We start from the raw sequence: 19256 nt of genomic DNA on the forward strand, positions 1-19256 counted from the left end.
CTTTATTGAAAATACGCTTTATCAAATAAGCGGAAAAAATTCTCCGTCGTAATTTTGGCGCATTCTTCCTCTGAAATTCCCCTAATTTCCGCTAGAACCTTATTCACTCGCGCCACGTAAGATGGCTCATTACGCTTTCCCCGATGCGGAACGGGAGCAAGGAAAGGTGAATCCGTCTCTATAAGCAGCCGATCTAAGGGAACATCAATAATAGCGTCACGTATCGCCTGCGCATTCTTAAAAGTTATAATTCCAGAAATTGATATATAGCCACCAAGTTCTACAGAAATATCAGCCAACTGCTTAGTAGACGTAAAACAATGGATTAAAAACTTAAAATAACCTTTTGATATTTCATTTTTTAATATATTTATCGTATCTTCTTCCGCGTCTCTGGTATGAACAATAAGCGGCAAACCACTTGCTCTTGCCGCTTCTATATGATTGATAAAACTAGTTTTTTGTGCCTGCCGATCGCTATATTCATAGTAATAATCAAGCCCTGTTTCTCCAATCCCGATCACTTTCTTACATGAAGTTTTCTCTATAATATCCTGAATAGAAGCAATTTCTTGCTTTCCAGACTCATGCGGATGCACACCAACCGAACAAAATATATTCTCATATTTTTCCGCTATGGCATAAACATCCTCAAACTCTGACATTTTGGTGCATATTGTTTGCATAACGCCAACTCCAGCATCCCTCGCACGAGCTATAACCGCGCCTATATCATCCTTAAATTCAGGGAAATTCAAATGGCAATGACTATCAATAAGCATAATATTCTCAAATAACTCTAAAACAGCTTGGAGTGACTTCCCGTCCGCGCAAGCTGTAGTTCACCATCTTCTACCCGATATATAAGCAACCAATCAGGAGCTATATGGCATTCACGAAAACCTTTCCAATTACCAACCAAGATATGGTCTCTGTACTTTTTATCAAGCTTTTCCTCTTTTACCAGTTTAATTACAATTAGTTCCAATTTTGATAAATCAACCCCTGATTTTTTTAATCTTTTTAGGTCTTTCTTAAATAAAGTAGACTGCCTGATAGTTAACATTACAAATCACGCCATTGAGCAAAGACATCTTCCACTCTATCTAACTTCTCCCCCTTTTTTGCATCTAATTCCCTCATCGCATTTATCGTGTCCATATTTGGTTGTCTAGCGCGTGGCTGAAACGGTATAGCGCCTTCATTTATACTTTGCTGCAAAAACATACGAATAGCTTCCGACATTCCGAGCCCCATGCTGTTAAACAAAGCCTCTGCCTCTTGCTTTAATTCGCTGGAAATTCGTGTTTGTATAACCTGATTTACCATAGCAACCTCTATAAATATTACAAATATATATTATTTGTATTACAATATACTACAAAATTACCAAATAAGCAATATATCGTTTCCTTTCGCCAAATCTACTCCCCCTATTCCCCTCTATTCTCTACAAAGCGCGGAAACACTGGCTCAGGGGGCGGAAGAGTCACACCTGATTTAATAGCGTATTCTGGCTTCAGATACTCAAAACCACGTTCATTTTCCGACACTGCCAATAAATCTAGAATTTTACTTGAAGAATCAGGAATAAATGGTTGAATCATAATAGCAATACAGCGTATAGCTTCCAGCAAATGATATAAGGTGGCGTTCATTAACCTCTCATCAATTTTCTTCTGCTTCCAAGGAGCTTTGCTATCTATATAGTTGTTCGCCTCACTGGCTATCGCCACAATATCCGCCATAATATCATTAAACCGACAGCTCATATATCTGTTATAAACATCCATCGGTGTATTATCTTTCGTGACATGAACTTTATCCAGAAATGATAAATCCAGCTCATCGGCTTCCACCCCGTCTTTTGATGGCACTTTGCCACCACAATTCTTAGCGACCATGCTAAGCGTGCGCTGTGTAAGATTCCCAATATTATTAGCAAGCTCACTATTTATCACCGAAATCATCCGCTCACGCGAAAAATTACCGTCACTGCCAAACGTTACCTCCCGCATCAAAAACCAGCGTGTCTGATCCAGTCCAAATTCTTCTATTAACTCCGCGGGAGCAACAACATTACCCAGTGATTTACTCATTTTTTCGCCTTCAATCGTCCACCAACCATGAGCGAATATTCGTTTTGGTAGTGGCAAATTCGCCGCCATCAGGAACGCCGGCCAATACACGGCATGAAAACGCAAAATATCCTTACCAACCATATGCATTGAATAGGAATTTTTCCAAAAATCCTGATAATCAGCCGCCTGCTCATTCGGATAACCAAGTGCTGATATATAGTTGGTAAGCGCGTCTATCCATACATACATGATATGTCTATCATCACCCTCACCTACGGCAGGAACCGGCACTCCCCATGAAAAACTAGTACGCGATATTGATAAATCCTTAAGACCACCTTTTACAAAGCTGATAATCTCATTGCGTCGTGATTCAGGAGCGATAAATTCAGGATTTTTATTATAATATTCCAGTAGCTTGTCCTGCCACTTTGATAAATCAAAAAAATAGCTTGGCTCTTCTATCCATTCCACTTCCGCCCCTGTTGGAGCTTTACCATCCACCAATTCTGCTTCCTGATAATAAGCCTCATCACGCACTGAGTACCAGCCAGAATATGAGCCAAGATAAATGTGACCATTCTCACGCATCTGGCTCCATAAGCCTTGCGCCGCTTGCTTGTGACGAGGCTCGGTTGTTCTAATAAAGTCGTCATTACTTATCTTTATTAACTTTGCTAACTCACGAAATGTCTGTGATACCTCATCCACAAAATCCTGTGTTTTAAGTCCCCTATTCTGCGCTGATTTCTCAACTTTCTGCCCATGCTCATCGGTACCAGTCAAAAATTTAACATTCTTACCAGAAAGACGGTTAAAACGCGCTAGCACGTCACAAGCGATAGAAGTATAGGCATGCCCAATATGTGGCTTGTCATTAACGTAGTAAATCGGCGTGGTGATATAGAAATTATCGGTCATTTATCCAAATATATAGAAAGTTAGTATAATAATACTTCACTATTATAGTAAATATAAGAAAATACAATAGCTAAGCGGCATTTTCTCTTAAAGAAAAACTTTTACGGCTGGGTAGTGACTCAAAAAATAAAAACGCTACCTGACGTAAGTCCAAATGCAAGTTATCAGCTATAGCGAATTGCTCGCTCGCTTCCTGCCATTTTTTTGCCCATATATCAGCACTATAAAGTGATGACAGCTTCGCCAAAGCCCCTTCCTCTGCATCACTTACTGCTTGAACACTATACCCTGATGACTTCTTAACAACTCTTTCCAATAAGCAAAGAACAATATGGTTAAATAGCCGCCAATTAGCATGAGCCTTGCTACCAGTCCAGATATTATCACAAAATTTTAATATATCAGCCTTATTCTCAGAATATATTAAAGATGCCACTGTATCATAAATATCCACAACACCATTTTCCTTGAGCTCTAAAGCCAGTGACGGACTATTTTTGGATATAGCAGAAAGAACGGATAACTCACTACTATCTATATCAACATCATGCAAATTTATTACCCTCACAAAGTCATCGTACGAAAGTGGTTTGAAAGGAATCACCCGACAACGTGAACGAATGGTCGGTAACAGCCTACCTATATTATGTGATATTAATATAATAACAGTACGCTCTGGCGGCTCTTCTAATATTTTAAGTATAGAATTAGCTGAGTTATTATTAAGATTATCAACACTGTCAATAATAACCACCCGCCACGCACCTTCCGCTGGAGTAAGTGACAGATTGCTGGCGATTAGTCGTGATTGTTCTATAGTTATTTCCTTCGCCAAAGCTCCTTTTTTTTCATCATAAACCGGCTCTATTACTAACAAATCAGAGTGAGAATTAGCGTTTATACGATGAAACACCGGATCATTCTCCGCCAGCTCCATATCCATGTTTCCCGAAAGTAACGCCCTAGTAAAACGATACGCCATCGTCGCTTTACCGATACCTTTATCGCCAGAAAATATCATAGCATGAGAAAGCTTACTAGATGCTACATCTGACAATAACAAGTTCGCCACATCATCATGCCCAAACATGCTGCTATTGCCACGTGGGGTTATAGAATTAAAGCTCATAACATTATACCACAACGCTCCTTGATAATTGAGATTACTATATTATGCAGCTCATCAATTTTCTTAGTAGCGTCAAGAACAACACAACGCTGCGGTTCTCTTACCGCTATTTCCAAAAATCCATCTCTTATTTTATTATGGAACTCTATAGCAAGCCTTTCAAAACGATCTTCACCATCACCACGCCCTTTCGCTCTCCTTAAACCTTCTTTCGGGTTAATATCAAGAATAATCGTAAGATCCGGCATAAAATTGCCAAATAACATATTATGCAGAGACTTTATATAATTCTTGCCAAGAGATTTACCTATACCTTGATAAACCAAAGTGGAGTCAACGAATCTATCACATATAACAGTCTTACCTTCTAGCAAGTTCGGCTTTATAACCTTATCTATATGATCACAACGTGCCGCCTGAAATAGCAATGTCTCAGCAAGCGGCTCCCAATTCCTATCATCACCACTAACCAATAATGAACGTATTTCCTCAGCCCCCTTAGAACCACCCGGTTCACGTGTCATAATAAATGGAAGTTTCGTCTTATTAAGTTTACCAGCGAGCAGCCCCAACTGCGTGGATTTACCACTGCCCTCGCCACCTTCAAAACTTATAAATTTACCTGATGACATCAACGAACTTTTATAGTGGCACTGCCAACACCTTCATCACGAACTATTTTAAGCACCCTATTCGCTCTACCCTTATCGTAAAAAGGACCTACATTAACCCGCCACCAATTCTTACCATCAACCTCAACTTTACTTAACACAACCATGTCACTACTATCCTTATGCCTAGTAAGTGAGTCAACCAACTTAGTGGCGTTACCTTCCACAGAATAAGAGCCAGCCATTACTATATATTCAACATCCGACTTTTTTTCTCTAGCTGATAGACCATTATTAACAGGTCCATCTAACCTATCAATCTCTTTACTAGACACTGACTGAAGAGAAGCATGATTACTTATCTCATTATTATCAAAATAACCCTCATTTACTGAATAATCGGAAGCACTCTCCATTTTAGCAAGTAGTATCTTATTTTCTTCTCTCATTTTAGTATTATAATCCTCATTAAAAGTAACCATATCAACTTTTGGCGAGCCTCCCATAACATCCGCTATGTATTGCTTGGTCTCATCATCTAGATACTGTACCCTAACTGTCTCAAGTCCTTTTATATTCAACATCTCAGCAGATCTTTTTGAGAGATCTATTATCCTGTTATCATGAAAAGGCCCCCTATCATTTATTCTTACCACCAAACTCTTATCATTACTAAGATTAGTAACACGAACGATTGACGGCATAGGTAATGTCGGATGCGCCGCTGTAATATCATTCTCATCAAAGACCTCACCATTAGCGGTCATTTTACCATGAAATCCAGGCCCATACCACGAGGCAATACCAATTTTGTCGTAAGTTGGGTTATGACTAGGGTAATATGTTTTTCCATTTACTGAGTAAGGATTACCGATCTTTATATTAGTAAAATTTTGACTTATATTTGGATTTTGTCTTTCCATCTGACCACAAGCCGTAAATAAAGACAATGCTCCTAAAATCACCAACAACCGCATAACAAACTTAACCCTCACTTTCTCTAACCGTAATACAGATAACATATTATTTCCTCCTAATTACTCGCCTTTATCGCTTTTGACAAATTAGAAACCGCTGTAGCGAAATAACGCGAACGATTCCACCTCAATACCACATTAAAATTATGACTACCTTCCTTGCCAACACCACTATATTTAGAATCCCAACCTTCCTTTGCTAAATAATTAGCTATAGAGGCAAATATATCTTCAGGAGTATCCCATATATCCCTCCTGCCATCACCATCAAAATCAACCGCATAGCGCAGATAACTACTCGGCATAAACTGACATTGCCCAAACGCCCCAGCCCATGACCCAATAAACCCATCAGAATTCATTTTCTCAGCTTCCATTATCTTAAAAGCGTTTATAAGCTCTTTTCTAAAAAACTCACTGCGCCTTCCATCATAGGCAAGGGTAGCAAGAGCGTGAATAGTATTAAAATTCCCTATATTACTCCCATAATTCGTCTCAATTCCCCAAAGAGCGACAATTACTTCCGGCGGAATACCATATTTCTTTGCTACTTTATTCAGAGATTTCTTATTTCTGGAAAACTCAGCACGACCATCTTCTATACGCTTTTTGCTTATCACTTTTTTTAAGTATTCATCCAGCGTCATAGTTCCTTCTGGCTGTTTTCTGTCAAGCTCTATAACCCGCTCAATCGGCGTAAATCCATCAAAAGAATCTTTCACTAAATTACCTGATATACCATTACCTCTTAACTCCTCATCAAGTTCAGAAATCCATGCAGAAAGAGGTTGTGTGTTTTTTATAAATGGATATTTGTTACTAGATTCACTAGCTGCGGAACCACTAAAGCTACTGCCAATGATCATTATAAAAGTTAGCGAAATAAAGTATAACAAAGAAATATTTTTCATAAAAAATGAATACACAATAGCTGTTAATAACGACGCTCTATTATAAATACATTCTCATCGTAAAAAGCAAATATAATATTACCAATATAAAAAATTTCTGCGTGAGCAACTAGAGAAATAAGGAAATTAGGAACAAGAAACTCGGTAATTAAGACCGAGCAAGCCCTGCGCACCATCTTTCCCGTATATCTCATGCGTGGTCATTAGACTACGCGAGCCTTCAGCTATGCTCCATGCTAGGGACAGTAGTCCCGCAGCGGGAGCGAAATAAAATTCTCAGTATTCTTTCACAGGGATAAGTATAAAAAACCAACTACCACCTAACTTCAAACTTCTTCCGCAGTATAATCGCTAACATATTCATTATCATGAGCAAAACTAAAAGTACTAATATGCCAGCGGCTGTTTTTTCCACAAACCCTGTTTCTGGACTACTAGCCCACAGATAAATCTGGACAGGCATTACGGTTGCCGGAGAGGTGAATCCATTTGGAATATCCGCTATAAAAGCGACCATACCAATCATAAGTAGTGGAGCGGTCTCACCTATAGCGCGCGCCATTCCCAGTATAGTTCCGGTCATAATCCCAGGCATGGCAAGTGGCAATGTATGATGCCATACAACCTGCAACGGAGTAGCCCCAAGTGCCCGAGCGGCATCACGAATAGTATTGGGAATAGATTTAAGTGAAGTACGAGTAGTAATTATTATCACCGGAAGTATCATAAGAGCGAGCGTCATTCCTCCTACAAGAGCTGAAGAACGTGGAATACCCATTACATTTATATATATAGCAAGACCAAGCAAACCAAAAACAATGGAAGGAACCGCCGCTAGATTATTTATATTAACCTCTATAAAATCCACCGCCCTATTCTTACCAGCAAATTCCTCAAGGAATACAGCCGTCGCCACCCCTAGTGGAAATACTACTAAAAAACAAATAACAAGCGTAAGAAGTGAACCTACTATAGCCCCTAAAAAACCAGCGCTCTCAGGATTGCGTGAATCCCCACTTGTAAAAAAATCCACGTTAAAAACTGTCCTCAGCTCACCTTTACCATCTAAATTCTTTAACCATCCAATCTGTGTATCGCTTAAATTACGGCTATCTTCCGGTATCTTTTCTATATTTCTATTCTTGTTAAAAAGATCACTATCGCTTGAAGCCTTAATCCATAAATCCTTCTTTTTGTCTATCAAAGAGCTATCACTTACCACAACTCGCTTGATCTGCTCGGAAGCGTCACCACTGACTAAATTATATAAATTACGTAATTCTCTTCTACTCGTAACTTCTGGAAAACGTTCCTTTAACGCGCTACGCAATAACACAACATAACGAGACGCTGGTATATCCGATAATTTGCGAGCGGGATATTCTGATAATAACGAAGAGTCAAAAAACACTTTTACTTTTATTTGCGTTTGTGAGAATCCGCCTAAACCTTGATTAAAAAGACTTCCAACTAATATAATGAGCATAGAGACAGCGATAAAAAGTGCCGATTTCCCATAGAATCTAAAGCGTGCTTCTCTACGCATACGTTTTTTATGCCAAGACCCCTTATTCGTAGCTATATCACACCCACAAAGATCTTCACTCATAACGTTTCCTGTATTTTTTTACCACCTTAAGCGCGATAATATTAAGAATTAAAGTTATAATGAATAAAGAAAGACCAAGAGCGAAAGCAGCCATCGTTTTGGGACTGTCAAACTCTTGATCTCCAACAAGTAAAGCGACTATCTGCACTGTAACAGTTGTAACAGCGTCCAACGGATTAACGGTTAGATTAGCTGACATACCAGCGGCCATTACCACAATCATAGTCTCACCTATAGCTCGTGATACCGCAAGTAACACAGCTCCTATAATTCCTGGAATAGCCGCGGGCAATACAATATTCTTTATTGTCTCCGATTGAGTAGCGCCAAGCGCATAAGCTCCATCTCTTAAATTATTAGGAACAGCGGTAATAATATCATCAGAAAGTGATGAGATAAAAGGTATAATCATTATACCCATCACCATTCCAGCGGCAAGAGCGCTTTCCGCCGCGACATTAAGACCAAAATACTCACCAACCATACGTAAATACGGTGAAACAAAAATAATAGCGAAATAACCATAAACTACCGTCGGTATACCAGCTAGAATCTCAAGAGCTGGCTTCAGTAAATTACGAGTATTCGCCTTCGCGTACTCCGATAAATATATAGCGGAAAAAAGCCCAACAGGAACAGCGACAGCCATCGCCACAAAAGTAATAAGCAAAGTTCCTACAAATAAAGGAACAGCTCCAAACGCTCCACTACTGCCCGCTTGATCAGCTCTAAGAGCCATTTGTGGACTCCATTTCAGACCAAAAAGAAAATCATCTATCGGAATTATATTAAAAAACTTTACTGCCTCAAAAAGTACGGAAAAAACTATACCAACAGTAATGAATATAGAAGTCGCTGAGGCAATCCACAACGTGATGACAACCAACTTCTCTAAACTCTTTTTATGAGCGGAAAGTTTTTGTCCTTTTAATGATATAACAGACGAATTATCCATAATAAAATCTGTTTATATCATATAAAACTCTATCACAATTCTTTTTTATCAAATTGAGATTGAGAGGACATAATATCATCATATATCGGCAGATAAACAGCGAATGTACTGCCTTCACCAACAACACTGTCTATTACTAAAGTCCCATGATGTCTGTTTAGTACATGCTTTACAATAGATAGTCCAAGACCAGTCCCCCCCACTTTTCTAGTACGCGCTGTGTCAACACGATAAAAACGCTCAGTAAGTCTTGGTATATGCTCATTAGATATACCCTCCCCATGATCACGTACCGAAAAATATATCGCTCTGGTAAGATTGCGAAAGTTATGGTCATCTGGCAAGCTTGAGGTAATTTTCACAGTAACAAGAACCTCCGTATCGGGACTTGTATATTTTATAGCGTTTCCTAGAAGATTGCGAACAACCTGCGCTAGCTCATCGTCATCACCTTTTGTCGCTGGCAAATTATCACTAAGCTTCATTTTAAGCTTAACATTTTTCTGCTTACAAACCCATTCAAAATGCTGTTTCTCGGTTCTTATTATCCTTAAAAAATCAACCTTTGCCATTGGCGAGCTGTGAGCGTTCATCTCAACTTTTGATAAAGACAGCAAATCATTTAATAACTTAGACATACGTTCAGCTTGATCACCCATCACTCTTAGGAACTCTTCTCTTGCCTTCTCATCATCTTTAGCAGGACCTTTTAATGTCTCAATAAACCCTATAATACTGGCAAGCGGTGTGCGTATCTCATGACTAGCGTTAGCCACAAAATCCGCCCTCATCCTTTGAATACGTTTCTGTTGGGTAATATCAGTAAGAGTAATAACGATAGTTATGCCACCCTCTGAAGGTATTGGGAAACGCTCTATTATCGCCTGAAAATCCCTAGGTAAAGGCTCTGGAAGATGGAACTCTATTTCTTGTCCACGCAAATCCTCTATAACCACAGTTATAGCGTTAAGTAGCTTATCATTTGGTATAATATCACGTAAAGAACGATTAGCTAAATTCTGCCCAAAAATATTCCGTGCCGCTCTGTTGGTGCGAACGATCTCTTTATCATCATTGGTCATAATCAAAATATCTGGCAGAGTATCAACAAGAATCTCTCTTTCCGTTATCACGGTCTCCATTTCATGACGCTTGTCTTCCCATGATTTCTGCAACCTGCCAAGAGCGCCAGATAATTCTCCGACATTACTTAAAAAACTTAAATCCGGCGCCCGACTACGCTTATCCTGAGCGAGATCCGTCACATACTCCGTAAGAGTGGAAATATTAGAAATAAAAGGTACAACAAATATGGCTGATGCCAGCATAACAAATACATAGCCGTATATAAAATAACGAAAATCAAGTTCATCCATCAATACATATACTGATAGCAGCAGTAAGGTAGGACCCGACACCACCATGATAGTTTTAAGGATAGAACCAAACGAAATTCCGTGTTTATATTGCATAATTATCTTTTTATCATGCTAAAACAAAAGTAGCAATTTCCATTTACATAGCCAAATATAGCAATATTTACAATTATAAACAATGTGTTACTTGGATTCTTGTAATTTACATGTTATATTTACAATGAATTCACGCGTACGTGCCGCTACCCTATCAGGCGAAAGGTAAATTCCAGAATCAGCTGTTTGATAACGGACATTATTCAACAACAGAAAGTCCTTAACAACTGGCAAACTTATAGCCAAATCCGACTTTCTGGTTATTTTCTCTCCGGTAAAGTTATTTCTAAGCTGCAACATGGTTTTGGCGACAATTACCCCAACCACATTACCAGCGCTATCCAATAATGGTCCTCCCGAATTCCCCATCTGTGCCGCATCCTCAAATTGCAACCACTTCTTTTCACCTATAGGACCTTTTACCTCTATAATACGAGAGTCACGAACAACAGGCTCTCTATTTTTCATCCATGAATTACCGGGATACCCCACCAACACCACTGGGTCTCCTTTCTTTAGTGTATTCCTCATAGAGTTAAAGTAAGCTTTATGAGAGTTATTAAGCATAGTCTGCAATAAAGCTAGATCATGTTCAGTATCACGAGCAACAATTATAGCCCCCGCCGATACATTATCGCCGTTAATTTTAGCCCTCTCACAATTTGCCACAACATGATTGTTAGTAAGAATATGACCAAAATGGGTTACAAAAAAACCAGTGCCCGAACTATAGCGAATATATTCCGCGTTAGCGGAACCACCTATAAACGATAAAAAAATACTCAAAAACATTAATCTATAAAAATTCTTCATATTATTCGCATTAAGACTAGTTGTTTTCTGGTAAACTAAAAATTGAATCTGTTGATTTAGCCTTCTCATTTTCTTTTTGCTTATTTTCTTTTTTACTTTTTTTATCCTTTTTGGGTTCTTTCTTGATAATTTTTGCGTCAGGTACAGAAAGCAATGAACGTGTGGTTGGCATCGCTTTTGGATCCTTAAAATAAGAATCTTTCAGAATTAAAATTGTTATACGGCGATTTCTTGGATTTGACGGTTCTTGCGGAACCAATAATTCTTTATCAGCAAGAGCCTCAACCTTAACTACACGCTCTGGCTCAAGTTGAGTAGTAATTAACATTCGTCTCGCCGCGTTAGCCCTATCCGCTGATAATTCCCATACCGTATATTGAGGGTTTGTCTCAGAAGAAGGTGTATCTGTATGACCTTTGATAGAAATATTATTGGGAGTTTTAGCTACCATTCTCGCCATGCCATCAAGAATCTTTTTACCCATACCAGTAAGAGTCGCACTACCGGGAACAAACATAGGATTCTTAGCGTCATCAATCATATTTATTTTTAGACCTTCAGGTGTCTCCTGCATCAATATACTATTTTTTATGTCCTTGAATTCGTCTTGCTCTAACTCACTCCTTATCTCTTCCATCACTTCCTGTATTTGTCTATCACTCTCTTTATCTTTTTCATTCTCTTTACTTTCCTCCTTCTTTACCGCGTCCTCAGCTTCTGGGCTACTTTTACCATCAACATTATTTGGAACACCAGCGATGTCTCCCTGTTTTACCTGACCAGCGACCAGACCAACTTTAACCAAATCATTCCTAGATGATCCCTCCTCTGATGATTTAAGCCCTCCTTTAAGACCAACTCCCATTGAGTCACGAATACCAATCGTAGGAGTAAAATATTCCGCAAGCCCCTGCTTCTGCTCAGAAGAAGTAACACTAAGTAACCACATCAATAAAAAGAACGCCATCATCGCGGTCACAAAATCAGCGTAAGCCACCTTCCACGCGCCACCATGGTGACCGCCTTCTATCTTTTTAATCTTTTTAACTATAATTGGTCTATCATCTGCTGCCATAATCAAAAAATTATAATTTTAATTAATTAACAAAGGATTATAGTTAACAGCAAATAATATTAATAATGATTTGATTTGTAAGACGTTAACTCATAAAATGGGTAGAAAATATATAATTTTTTTACCTAAAAATATTATTGAAATGCCCAAAAGAGCCAAAAAACGCCCATTTATTACCGTAACCGAAGCTATAATAGCGGGTATTATAATAGGATTTACTTCATTTACCTTTCAAAAACCTGACTTTTTATACAACAAGCTCAATGCTCCAACAAGATCTGTAATGGTACAAGAAGCAGAGCTGTTTTCTAAGGAAATCATAGAAATATCAGCGAATAACCTAATATTAACTATTGAGCAAAGTGATAATAAACCAACAATAGTAATGTTTCATACCTCATGGTGTACCTATTGCAGGCAGTTGTTGTATGATTTGGTAAGCCTAAAAAAAGAAGGAAAACTGAATGATATAAACCTAATGATCGTATCAAGAGATAAAGATAAGGTAGCACTTGCCGCCTATCTACTAAAATATTATTACGACAAACATATAGAACCCTACATCCTAACAAAAGCTGAACAGCAAAAAATTGACGATTATCTTTTCAAAAAAGGAATGGATTATACTGGAGGTGTTCCATACACAATGTTCTTTGACGATAATGGTAACATTATATCCGCAATTACTGGAGCCATAGAAAAAGATATATTAATCAAAAAGATAGAACAAATTAAATCTGATATAACAAATAGTGATTCCTCAGAATAATTCATAGTAAATTGCCTTTATTTTTCCCTATAAAAATAAAGGCATCTCGCTCGCTTCCGTCTTCGCCCTAAAGGGCTACGACGAGACAAGTCGCATCGCAAAACCGACTCTTTCGGAGTCAGTTTTGATAGTAACTTGGGTAATTTTTACCGCAAGTTACTATATGTAATAAAACTATAATAATTATTATATTTTAATATTTGAGAAAACATCATATATTGCCAGTATATAAAAATTAACCAGTGATTGAATAATGGCTAGATATAAAGCAAAAAACTCTAAACCTAAAGAGACAGTAAAATATGATATAATGAGTGAAGATGAGTTAAAGCAAGAACTTAAAAATTCTGTTTTAATACTCAACACCTCATCTCCTGATAAGCGTGATATTTATCGGGAAATGTTTTCTTCTCATAACAAGGGAAGTGACCATCACGCAGGGCTTGACCTATTCTTCACTGACAGTGGCTCACTTGGTATAGTTCCACGAAAAACCCCAGAAGAAACTGGTAAATACGATGGCAATCTCGCGGAAAAATCTGTTCAACTACTTGAGACCTTAAAAGAAAACACGATCCAGCAAAATATACGCCTCAAGTTAGAAAATGGCGGAACTAATGAATTTGACCCAAAAACAGTCAATATTATGGGTATGACTGAGGATTCAGGTTGGAAGATAACGTTCAAAGACAAAAATACTGAAAAAAAATTCGTTGAAAAAATCACTAAAAAAATAAAGCCAAAACTCAGAGAAAAAGATCAATGGCTGCTAAATGAAATAGAGGAAAATGGCTTTCCCGGTCCGAATCTAAAACCTATTCAGGAACATTTAAGCGGTGGTTTTCATGAGCTTATGGAACTTATTTATGAAACATCCGATGAACTAAATATTAAGAATCTACGCTATACCAACTCCACTAACGTATCGTTTATCTCCCCAAAACTTGGTAAAATATTGGCATAATTAAAAAAGTGTGATGCTTTTTAGAAAGAATTGAGGAAAGCTTTTATAGCTTTTTTCTTTCTATGGAGTTTCAACCCACGGTGGATATTTATTCTTTCCTTGAGGTGAGAGAAGAAGCCTTCTAGATGGTTGGTTGTTGGCGGAATATTCTGTTCTGGAAATTCCTTGTATGTAAATAGCCTGTGCAGATTTTCTTGCACGGAATTATATGCAGAACGCGTCCTTCCGTGCGTAAATCTTCCACCCTTTTTGGCATTCAGGAATCCTTTGTGCTGCTCTGCCAGAGCGTAAAATTGAGCCACAAAATCTTCTGGTTCGGTATTGCATAATTTTTCCATCAACTCCTTCAAATCCTTTGCAGGACGGAGCTTTGGATTATTTCCAGTATATCGCCTTACAATCGCTTTTTGATGGAAAATACACATTTGAATTGGTACTCCACCAAGTGTTTTTCTGATGTTTTCATAAAACCCTTTGCGCCCATCAATGGTCACTGATTTGAAGCAATATCCTGCCTGCACAAGCTCATGCAAAGCTTCACGCAAATGCTTCACTGATTCGGTTTTGATCTCTTGGTAATAAATGATTCTGCTGCCATCATGCGCACAGAAATAGCCATATTCTCTGCCGAAGAAAGACGCATCCATGAGCAGGTTAATCGCTTCTTTTGAGGCAGGAAAAATTAATCCTTCTGCCCACTCAAGAGCATCAAATTCGCTTGGGTGAGCTTGGGGATGGAAATATCAAGAATGCTAGCAATTTCTGCTAGTGTTCGGCGTTTGTGCAGCCAGTCTAAATAGTAACGCTTATAGTCGGTTTTTTTGCCGCGCTTATCAACCCATTGATGTAAGCACAAGTTGCAACGATACCGTTTACGACCACGCAATTTGCCATTGCTTTTTATGCTGCTCAAACCGCATTTTACACAGCGTTTTTAGACACTTTTATAATCCTTTTTTAAAAATACAGTATATCGCATTGTTTTATAAAGCAATTATGCAGATTCTAGCATCACACTTTTTTAATTATGCCAAAATATTTAATAAGAAAATAGAATCATCTGGCGATATCACAAGTAAAGATGAATATTTTGAGAGGATATTAAAAATAAGGCGAGGAGAACCAATAAATTCTGACTTTATTCAAATACCTGACGGTCAAAAAGATGGCAAGAGAAGAGCTTTTACCGTTCTGGAGAGAAAAGGAATATTTACAAAATCTTCTCATGAATTACCTGCCGATTTTGGTAGAAGAGAATTAACAGAATATCTACAAGATCTTATCGGAAAACGTAGATCATCCTATGCGGAACGAAAGCGTAGTGTTCATATAGCGTATGTTACACCAGACAACGTAGATAACAAAAGAACTCAATCTACCTACTCCTATCCTAAAATAAATGACTATAAAACCACAAATATACCCACTTATAACTCGCTAAGAAACAGACCAAACCAACCAATGTTTGGCGACGCGGATGTTGTGGTATTATCACCTAAGCTCATTGATAATAAAGATAATGACTTATATTCAGACCCCAATTATAGCCTACTTCTTAAATTTGCTGTAAGCGCGATTACTGACCCAAAATCCATGAACATACCTGTAGTAGTTGATAACAGAAATGGTGGATTTGACCGTTCATTAGAACTCATCAGCGATGCTTACGCTCAAGGCAGGCTAATTGGGAAAAATCCTTTTATAATAGCAAATAATAACAAACAACTAGAAAGCGTCCTTACCCTTTTGAAGGACATAAAACAACGTTCCCCGATAATTAGAGATATAACTTCAGCTAACTACGAAAAAGCTCATGAAGAGTTAAAAACAGCTCCTTCTGACGGTAAGTTCACAGTATTTATCGGCGGTGGTCACGCCAATAACTCTAAACGTGACCTAGAAGACGCTAAAGAACTCGGTTATATGGCAGCTTCCAAAGGATGGCGTATAGTAACTGGCGCTGGCTCTATAGAAGGATCTATGGGATCTGTACATACCGGATTTATCCAGTATCACCTTGATAAATTTCAGAAAAAGACAGTTGGTTCTCTTTCACAAGCTAATAAAGTCATAAAAAAAGCTCTGGAAAATTTTACAGGTGAAAACGGCAAGTATGACGCTGAGAAAATAATCAAAAATGCTCCAGAACTTTTAGAAAGGCTTGCTGATAATAATCAGATACCTAAAAATATGTTTATCGGCTACAGTATGCAGCCACTTTTGGAAATGGAAAGCCATTCTGGTAGTCATCCACCAGCTATAACTTATTATGAGGCAGGAAATAGGATAAGACGTTTAGATGGTTTGCTTTCAGCTGGTAATAAAATCATCATGCCCGGCTCAATGGGAACTGACGAAGAATTAGAGGACACGATAAATCAACATATCAAGGCCATTAAGGCGACAAACTCAAAAAATACTCTTAAAAATAATGAGAGTTCTTTTACTGATGGAACTCCCAACGATATGGGAACAATCGTAATATATAATCGCGACAATATATATGATAAAGTATTAAGGCATTATAAACTTCTTGGAGATGACCCGTTTACCGAGACCAGAAAGAAAAAATACAATATAAAGGTTGTAGATAGCTTAGAAGAACTAAAAAAAGCTAGCATAGAAAACGCTGAAAGCTGGGTTGAAAGAACGAGTAAAAACAGGAAAAACTCTTCGGTGAACATCGCCAAATAGTTAGCTGCAATTAATATATCATATAAAAAACTTGCCTAAAGGTATCATAACCTTTAATAAGACTCCCCTGTAAAGATAGCAACCTTAGTAAATAGGATTAAGTTATGGACATAAGCAAAATTCCAGCTGGGAAAAATCCCCCACACAACGTAAATGTAATAATTGAGGTACCTCAAGGTAGCCTACCGATAAAATATGAGATAGACAAAGATTCAGGCGCTCTGTTTGTTGACCGATTTTTGCAAACCCCTATGTTTTATCCATGTAATTATGGCTTTATACCACAAACATTATCAGGTGATGGTGACCCAGCTGATGTTTTAGTAGTAGGAGCATACCCCCTCACCCCATCAAGCGTTATTGCGGTTCGTCCGGTTGGCGTGCTAATGATGGAAGATGAAAGTGGACAGGATGAAAAAATACTAGCTGTTCCACAATCAAAACTTACTCCGCTATATGATGAGATAGCGTCATACTCCGACCTTCCAGACAGTCTTATCGCTCAAATCAAACATTTCTTTGAGCATTACAAGGATCTAGAAAAAGGCAAATGGGTAAAAGTAACCGGTTGGGATAACGCTGAGAAAGCTGGACAATTAATACAAGAAGCCATTGAACGAGCGAATCAGAAATAACCATTAAAACAGTTCTTGTAGATAAGCGGTTATTTTACTATCCTTCCGTCAGATAGTACAAAATAACTCCAACAAACTACAATAACTGGGACATATGGAAAATAGTGGTAACAGAATCACCGCGGCGGTTGAGCATTCAGAAGATATTGAACAACCTACCTTAAGGCCGCTTTTGCTGTCTGAATTCACTGGTCAAAATGAAGCTCGCGAAAACCTTAAAATATTCATAAGCGCCGCCCGTCTGCGCTCTGATTGCTTAGACCATACTCTGCTATACGGACCTCCCGGACTTGGTAAAACCACCCTAGCCCAGATAATTTCTAAAGAAATGGGGGTTGGTTTCCGCCCTACCTCCGCGCCAATACTCACCAAAGCCGGAGACCTCGCCGCCATACTTACCAACCTACAAGCTGGTGACATATTATTTATTGATGAAATACATCGCCTGCCAACCGCTGTTGAGGAAATTCTCTATTCAGCGATGGAGGATTACAAACTAGACCTAATGATCGGTGAAGGACCATCCGCCCGTACTGTCCGTATTGATTTACCTAAATTCACTCTTGTCGGAGCTACTACAAGGCTTGGGCTTATCTCTAACCCATTAAGGGATCGCTTTGGTATTCCCATAAGATTACGTTTTTATAACCATAGTGATTTGCAAAAAGTTATTGAGCGTGCCTCCGAATTATTCTCAGTCCCAATAAGCTCTGAAGGCTCTCTTGAAATAGCTAAACGCTCACGTGGCACTCCTCGTATAGCACTACGTTTACTCAAAAGGGTACGTGATTTTGCCGACGCTAATAGTAAAAACATTATAGACAAAAAACTCGCTGATTACGCCCTTAAAAGATTAGAAGTTGACGGTCTTGGTCTTGATTCAGCTGATCACCGCTATCTGATGTATATAGCCGAGTATTATCAAGGAGGGCCTGTTGGTATTGAGACAATATCCGCCGGACTATCCGAACAGCGTGATTCCATAGAGGAAACTATAGAGCCGTATCTCCTGCAAATTGGTTTTATTCAAAGAACACCAAGAGGAAGAATGATAACTGACAACTGTTTCAAACATCTTGGTATAACACCTCCTGAAGCACCCAATAAAGAAGAATTACTGTTAAGCGCTAATGATGAATAGTCAAAATAGTTTTTATAGGCAGTACAAAAATGAGCACCAAACTAAAATCAAAAATAATTAACTTTCCAGTACGTGTTTACTATGAGGATACGGACATTGCCGGAATAGTTTATTATGCTAATTATCTGAAATTTGCGGAAAGAGCGAGAACAGAGGCTCTACGTATAGCGAATATTAATCAATCAGAATTGCTTGAAAAACATGATACCGGATTCGTAGTAAAAAATTGTGTGATTGATTTTATAGCTCCCGCAAGATTTGATGACCTACTTACAGTGGAAACCGAACTTATATCAATGAAAAAAGCCAGCCTTAAGATGCTGCAAACTATTAAAAAGAAATATAATAATAAATCAGAAAAAGAAGAAATATTAGTCACACTTGAAATAAAGCTTGCGGTTGTCGGAAAAAACATGAAAATTACAAAAATTCCAGATTCAATACAAAAAGCAATTCTTGATATTTTTATAACAAAAAATCAATAACACAGGAATCGTCC

The 19256-nt window shown here is 38.3% G+C and carries 21 protein-coding genes; 6 read left to right on the plus strand and 15 right to left on the minus strand.

The annotated features are described in order from the left end of the window. Nucleotides 1-2: 2 nt before the first annotated feature. The 13 genes from R3D71_06130 to R3D71_06190 all read right to left on the minus strand — a co-directional run bounded on the left by R3D71_06130 (nt 3) and on the right by R3D71_06190 (nt 12554). Nucleotides 3-782: a TatD family hydrolase gene (locus tag R3D71_06130; GenBank protein MEZ5691223.1), complete on the minus strand. Its 780-nt coding sequence runs from the start codon at nt 780-782 to the stop codon at nt 3-5. A 17-nt stretch (nt 783-799) separates the two neighbouring features. After that, a complete protein-coding gene (locus R3D71_06135; protein ID MEZ5691224.1) occupies nt 800-1066 on the minus strand; it encodes a type II toxin-antitoxin system YafQ family toxin in 267 nt (88 codons plus the stop codon). Beyond that, nucleotides 1066-1329 (minus strand): type II toxin-antitoxin system RelB/DinJ family antitoxin, encoded by a 264-nt coding sequence (locus tag R3D71_06140; GenBank protein MEZ5691225.1) that lies wholly within the window; start codon nt 1327-1329, stop codon nt 1066-1068. Before R3D71_06140 ends, R3D71_06135 begins: the two co-directional genes overlap by 1 nt. A 104-nt stretch (nt 1330-1433) precedes the next feature. After that, nucleotides 1434-3002 (minus strand): methionine--tRNA ligase, encoded by a 1569-nt coding sequence (gene metG / locus R3D71_06145; GenBank protein MEZ5691226.1) that lies wholly within the window; start codon nt 3000-3002, stop codon nt 1434-1436. 70 nt (nt 3003-3072) lie between these two features. Continuing rightward, a complete protein-coding gene (locus R3D71_06150) occupies nt 3073-4131 on the minus strand; it encodes a DNA polymerase III subunit delta' (GenBank protein ID MEZ5691227.1) in 1059 nt (352 codons plus the stop codon). Next, complete coding sequence (tmk, locus tag R3D71_06155) at nt 4128-4763, minus strand: dTMP kinase (protein ID MEZ5691228.1); 636 nt, start codon at nt 4761-4763, stop codon at nt 4128-4130. Before tmk ends, R3D71_06150 begins: the two co-directional genes overlap by 4 nt. Next, entirely contained in the window at nt 4763-5764 is a 1002-nt protein-coding gene (locus tag R3D71_06160; protein MEZ5691229.1) for a septal ring lytic transglycosylase RlpA family protein, read from the minus strand. Before R3D71_06160 ends, tmk begins: the two co-directional genes overlap by 1 nt. A gap of 11 nt (nt 5765-5775) precedes the next feature. Beyond that, on the minus strand, nt 5776-6630 hold the full coding sequence (locus R3D71_06165) for a lytic murein transglycosylase (protein MEZ5691230.1): 855 nt from the start codon (nt 6628-6630) through the stop codon (nt 5776-5778). Nucleotides 6631-6943: 313 nt separating this feature from the next. After that, nucleotides 6944-8239 (minus strand): phosphate ABC transporter permease PstA, encoded by a 1296-nt coding sequence (pstA, locus tag R3D71_06170; GenBank protein ID MEZ5691231.1) that lies wholly within the window; start codon nt 8237-8239, stop codon nt 6944-6946. Then, nucleotides 8232-9194: a phosphate ABC transporter permease subunit PstC gene (pstC, locus tag R3D71_06175; protein ID MEZ5691232.1), complete on the minus strand. Its 963-nt coding sequence runs from the start codon at nt 9192-9194 to the stop codon at nt 8232-8234. Before pstC ends, pstA begins: the two co-directional genes overlap by 8 nt. A 32-nt stretch (nt 9195-9226) precedes the next feature. Continuing rightward, nucleotides 9227-10666: an ATP-binding protein gene (locus R3D71_06180; GenBank protein MEZ5691233.1), complete on the minus strand. Its 1440-nt coding sequence runs from the start codon at nt 10664-10666 to the stop codon at nt 9227-9229. An 87-nt stretch (nt 10667-10753) separates the two neighbouring features. Beyond that, entirely contained in the window at nt 10754-11452 is a 699-nt protein-coding gene (locus R3D71_06185; GenBank protein MEZ5691234.1) for a serine protease, read from the minus strand. 43 nt (nt 11453-11495) lie between these two features. Then, a complete protein-coding gene (locus tag R3D71_06190) occupies nt 11496-12554 on the minus strand; it encodes a flagellar motor protein MotB (protein MEZ5691235.1) in 1059 nt (352 codons plus the stop codon). A gap of 142 nt (nt 12555-12696) precedes the next feature. Here R3D71_06190 and R3D71_06195 point away from each other — a divergent pair, with 142 nt between their 5' ends. Next, a complete protein-coding gene (locus R3D71_06195; protein MEZ5691236.1) occupies nt 12697-13323 on the plus strand; it encodes a thioredoxin fold domain-containing protein in 627 nt (208 codons plus the stop codon). Nucleotides 13324-13576: 253 nt separating this feature from the next. Then, nucleotides 13577-14287: a hypothetical protein gene (locus tag R3D71_06200; protein ID MEZ5691237.1), complete on the plus strand. Its 711-nt coding sequence runs from the start codon at nt 13577-13579 to the stop codon at nt 14285-14287. Nucleotides 14288-14307: 20 nt separating this feature from the next. Here the strand turns inward: R3D71_06200 and R3D71_06205 are convergent, their stop codons facing one another. Then, on the minus strand, nt 14308-14934 hold the full coding sequence (locus tag R3D71_06205) for a hypothetical protein (GenBank protein MEZ5691238.1): 627 nt from the start codon (nt 14932-14934) through the stop codon (nt 14308-14310). A gap of 35 nt (nt 14935-14969) precedes the next feature. Further along, complete coding sequence (locus R3D71_06210; GenBank protein MEZ5691239.1) at nt 14970-15200, minus strand: hypothetical protein; 231 nt, start codon at nt 15198-15200, stop codon at nt 14970-14972. An 83-nt stretch (nt 15201-15283) separates the two neighbouring features. Between R3D71_06210 and R3D71_06215 the strand changes: the two genes are divergently transcribed. The 4 genes from R3D71_06215 (at nt 15284) to ybgC (ending at nt 19242) form a co-directional block, all read left to right on the plus strand. Then, on the plus strand, nt 15284-16981 hold the full coding sequence (locus R3D71_06215) for a hypothetical protein (protein ID MEZ5691240.1): 1698 nt from the start codon (nt 15284-15286) through the stop codon (nt 16979-16981). A 104-nt stretch (nt 16982-17085) separates the two neighbouring features. Next, complete coding sequence (gene ppa, locus R3D71_06220; GenBank protein ID MEZ5691241.1) at nt 17086-17616, plus strand: inorganic diphosphatase; 531 nt, start codon at nt 17086-17088, stop codon at nt 17614-17616. Between the two features lie 94 nt (nt 17617-17710). Then, nucleotides 17711-18757 (plus strand): Holliday junction branch migration DNA helicase RuvB, encoded by a 1047-nt coding sequence (gene ruvB, locus R3D71_06225; GenBank protein MEZ5691242.1) that lies wholly within the window; start codon nt 17711-17713, stop codon nt 18755-18757. A gap of 29 nt (nt 18758-18786) precedes the next feature. After that, nucleotides 18787-19242, plus strand: a complete 456-nt coding sequence (gene ybgC / locus R3D71_06230; protein ID MEZ5691243.1) for a tol-pal system-associated acyl-CoA thioesterase — start codon at nt 18787-18789, stop codon at nt 19240-19242. Nucleotides 19243-19256: the final 14 nt, after the last annotated feature.

Source organism: Rickettsiales bacterium, assembly GCA_041396965.1.
Lineage (GTDB): Bacteria > Pseudomonadota > Alphaproteobacteria > Rickettsiales > SXRF01 > SXRF01.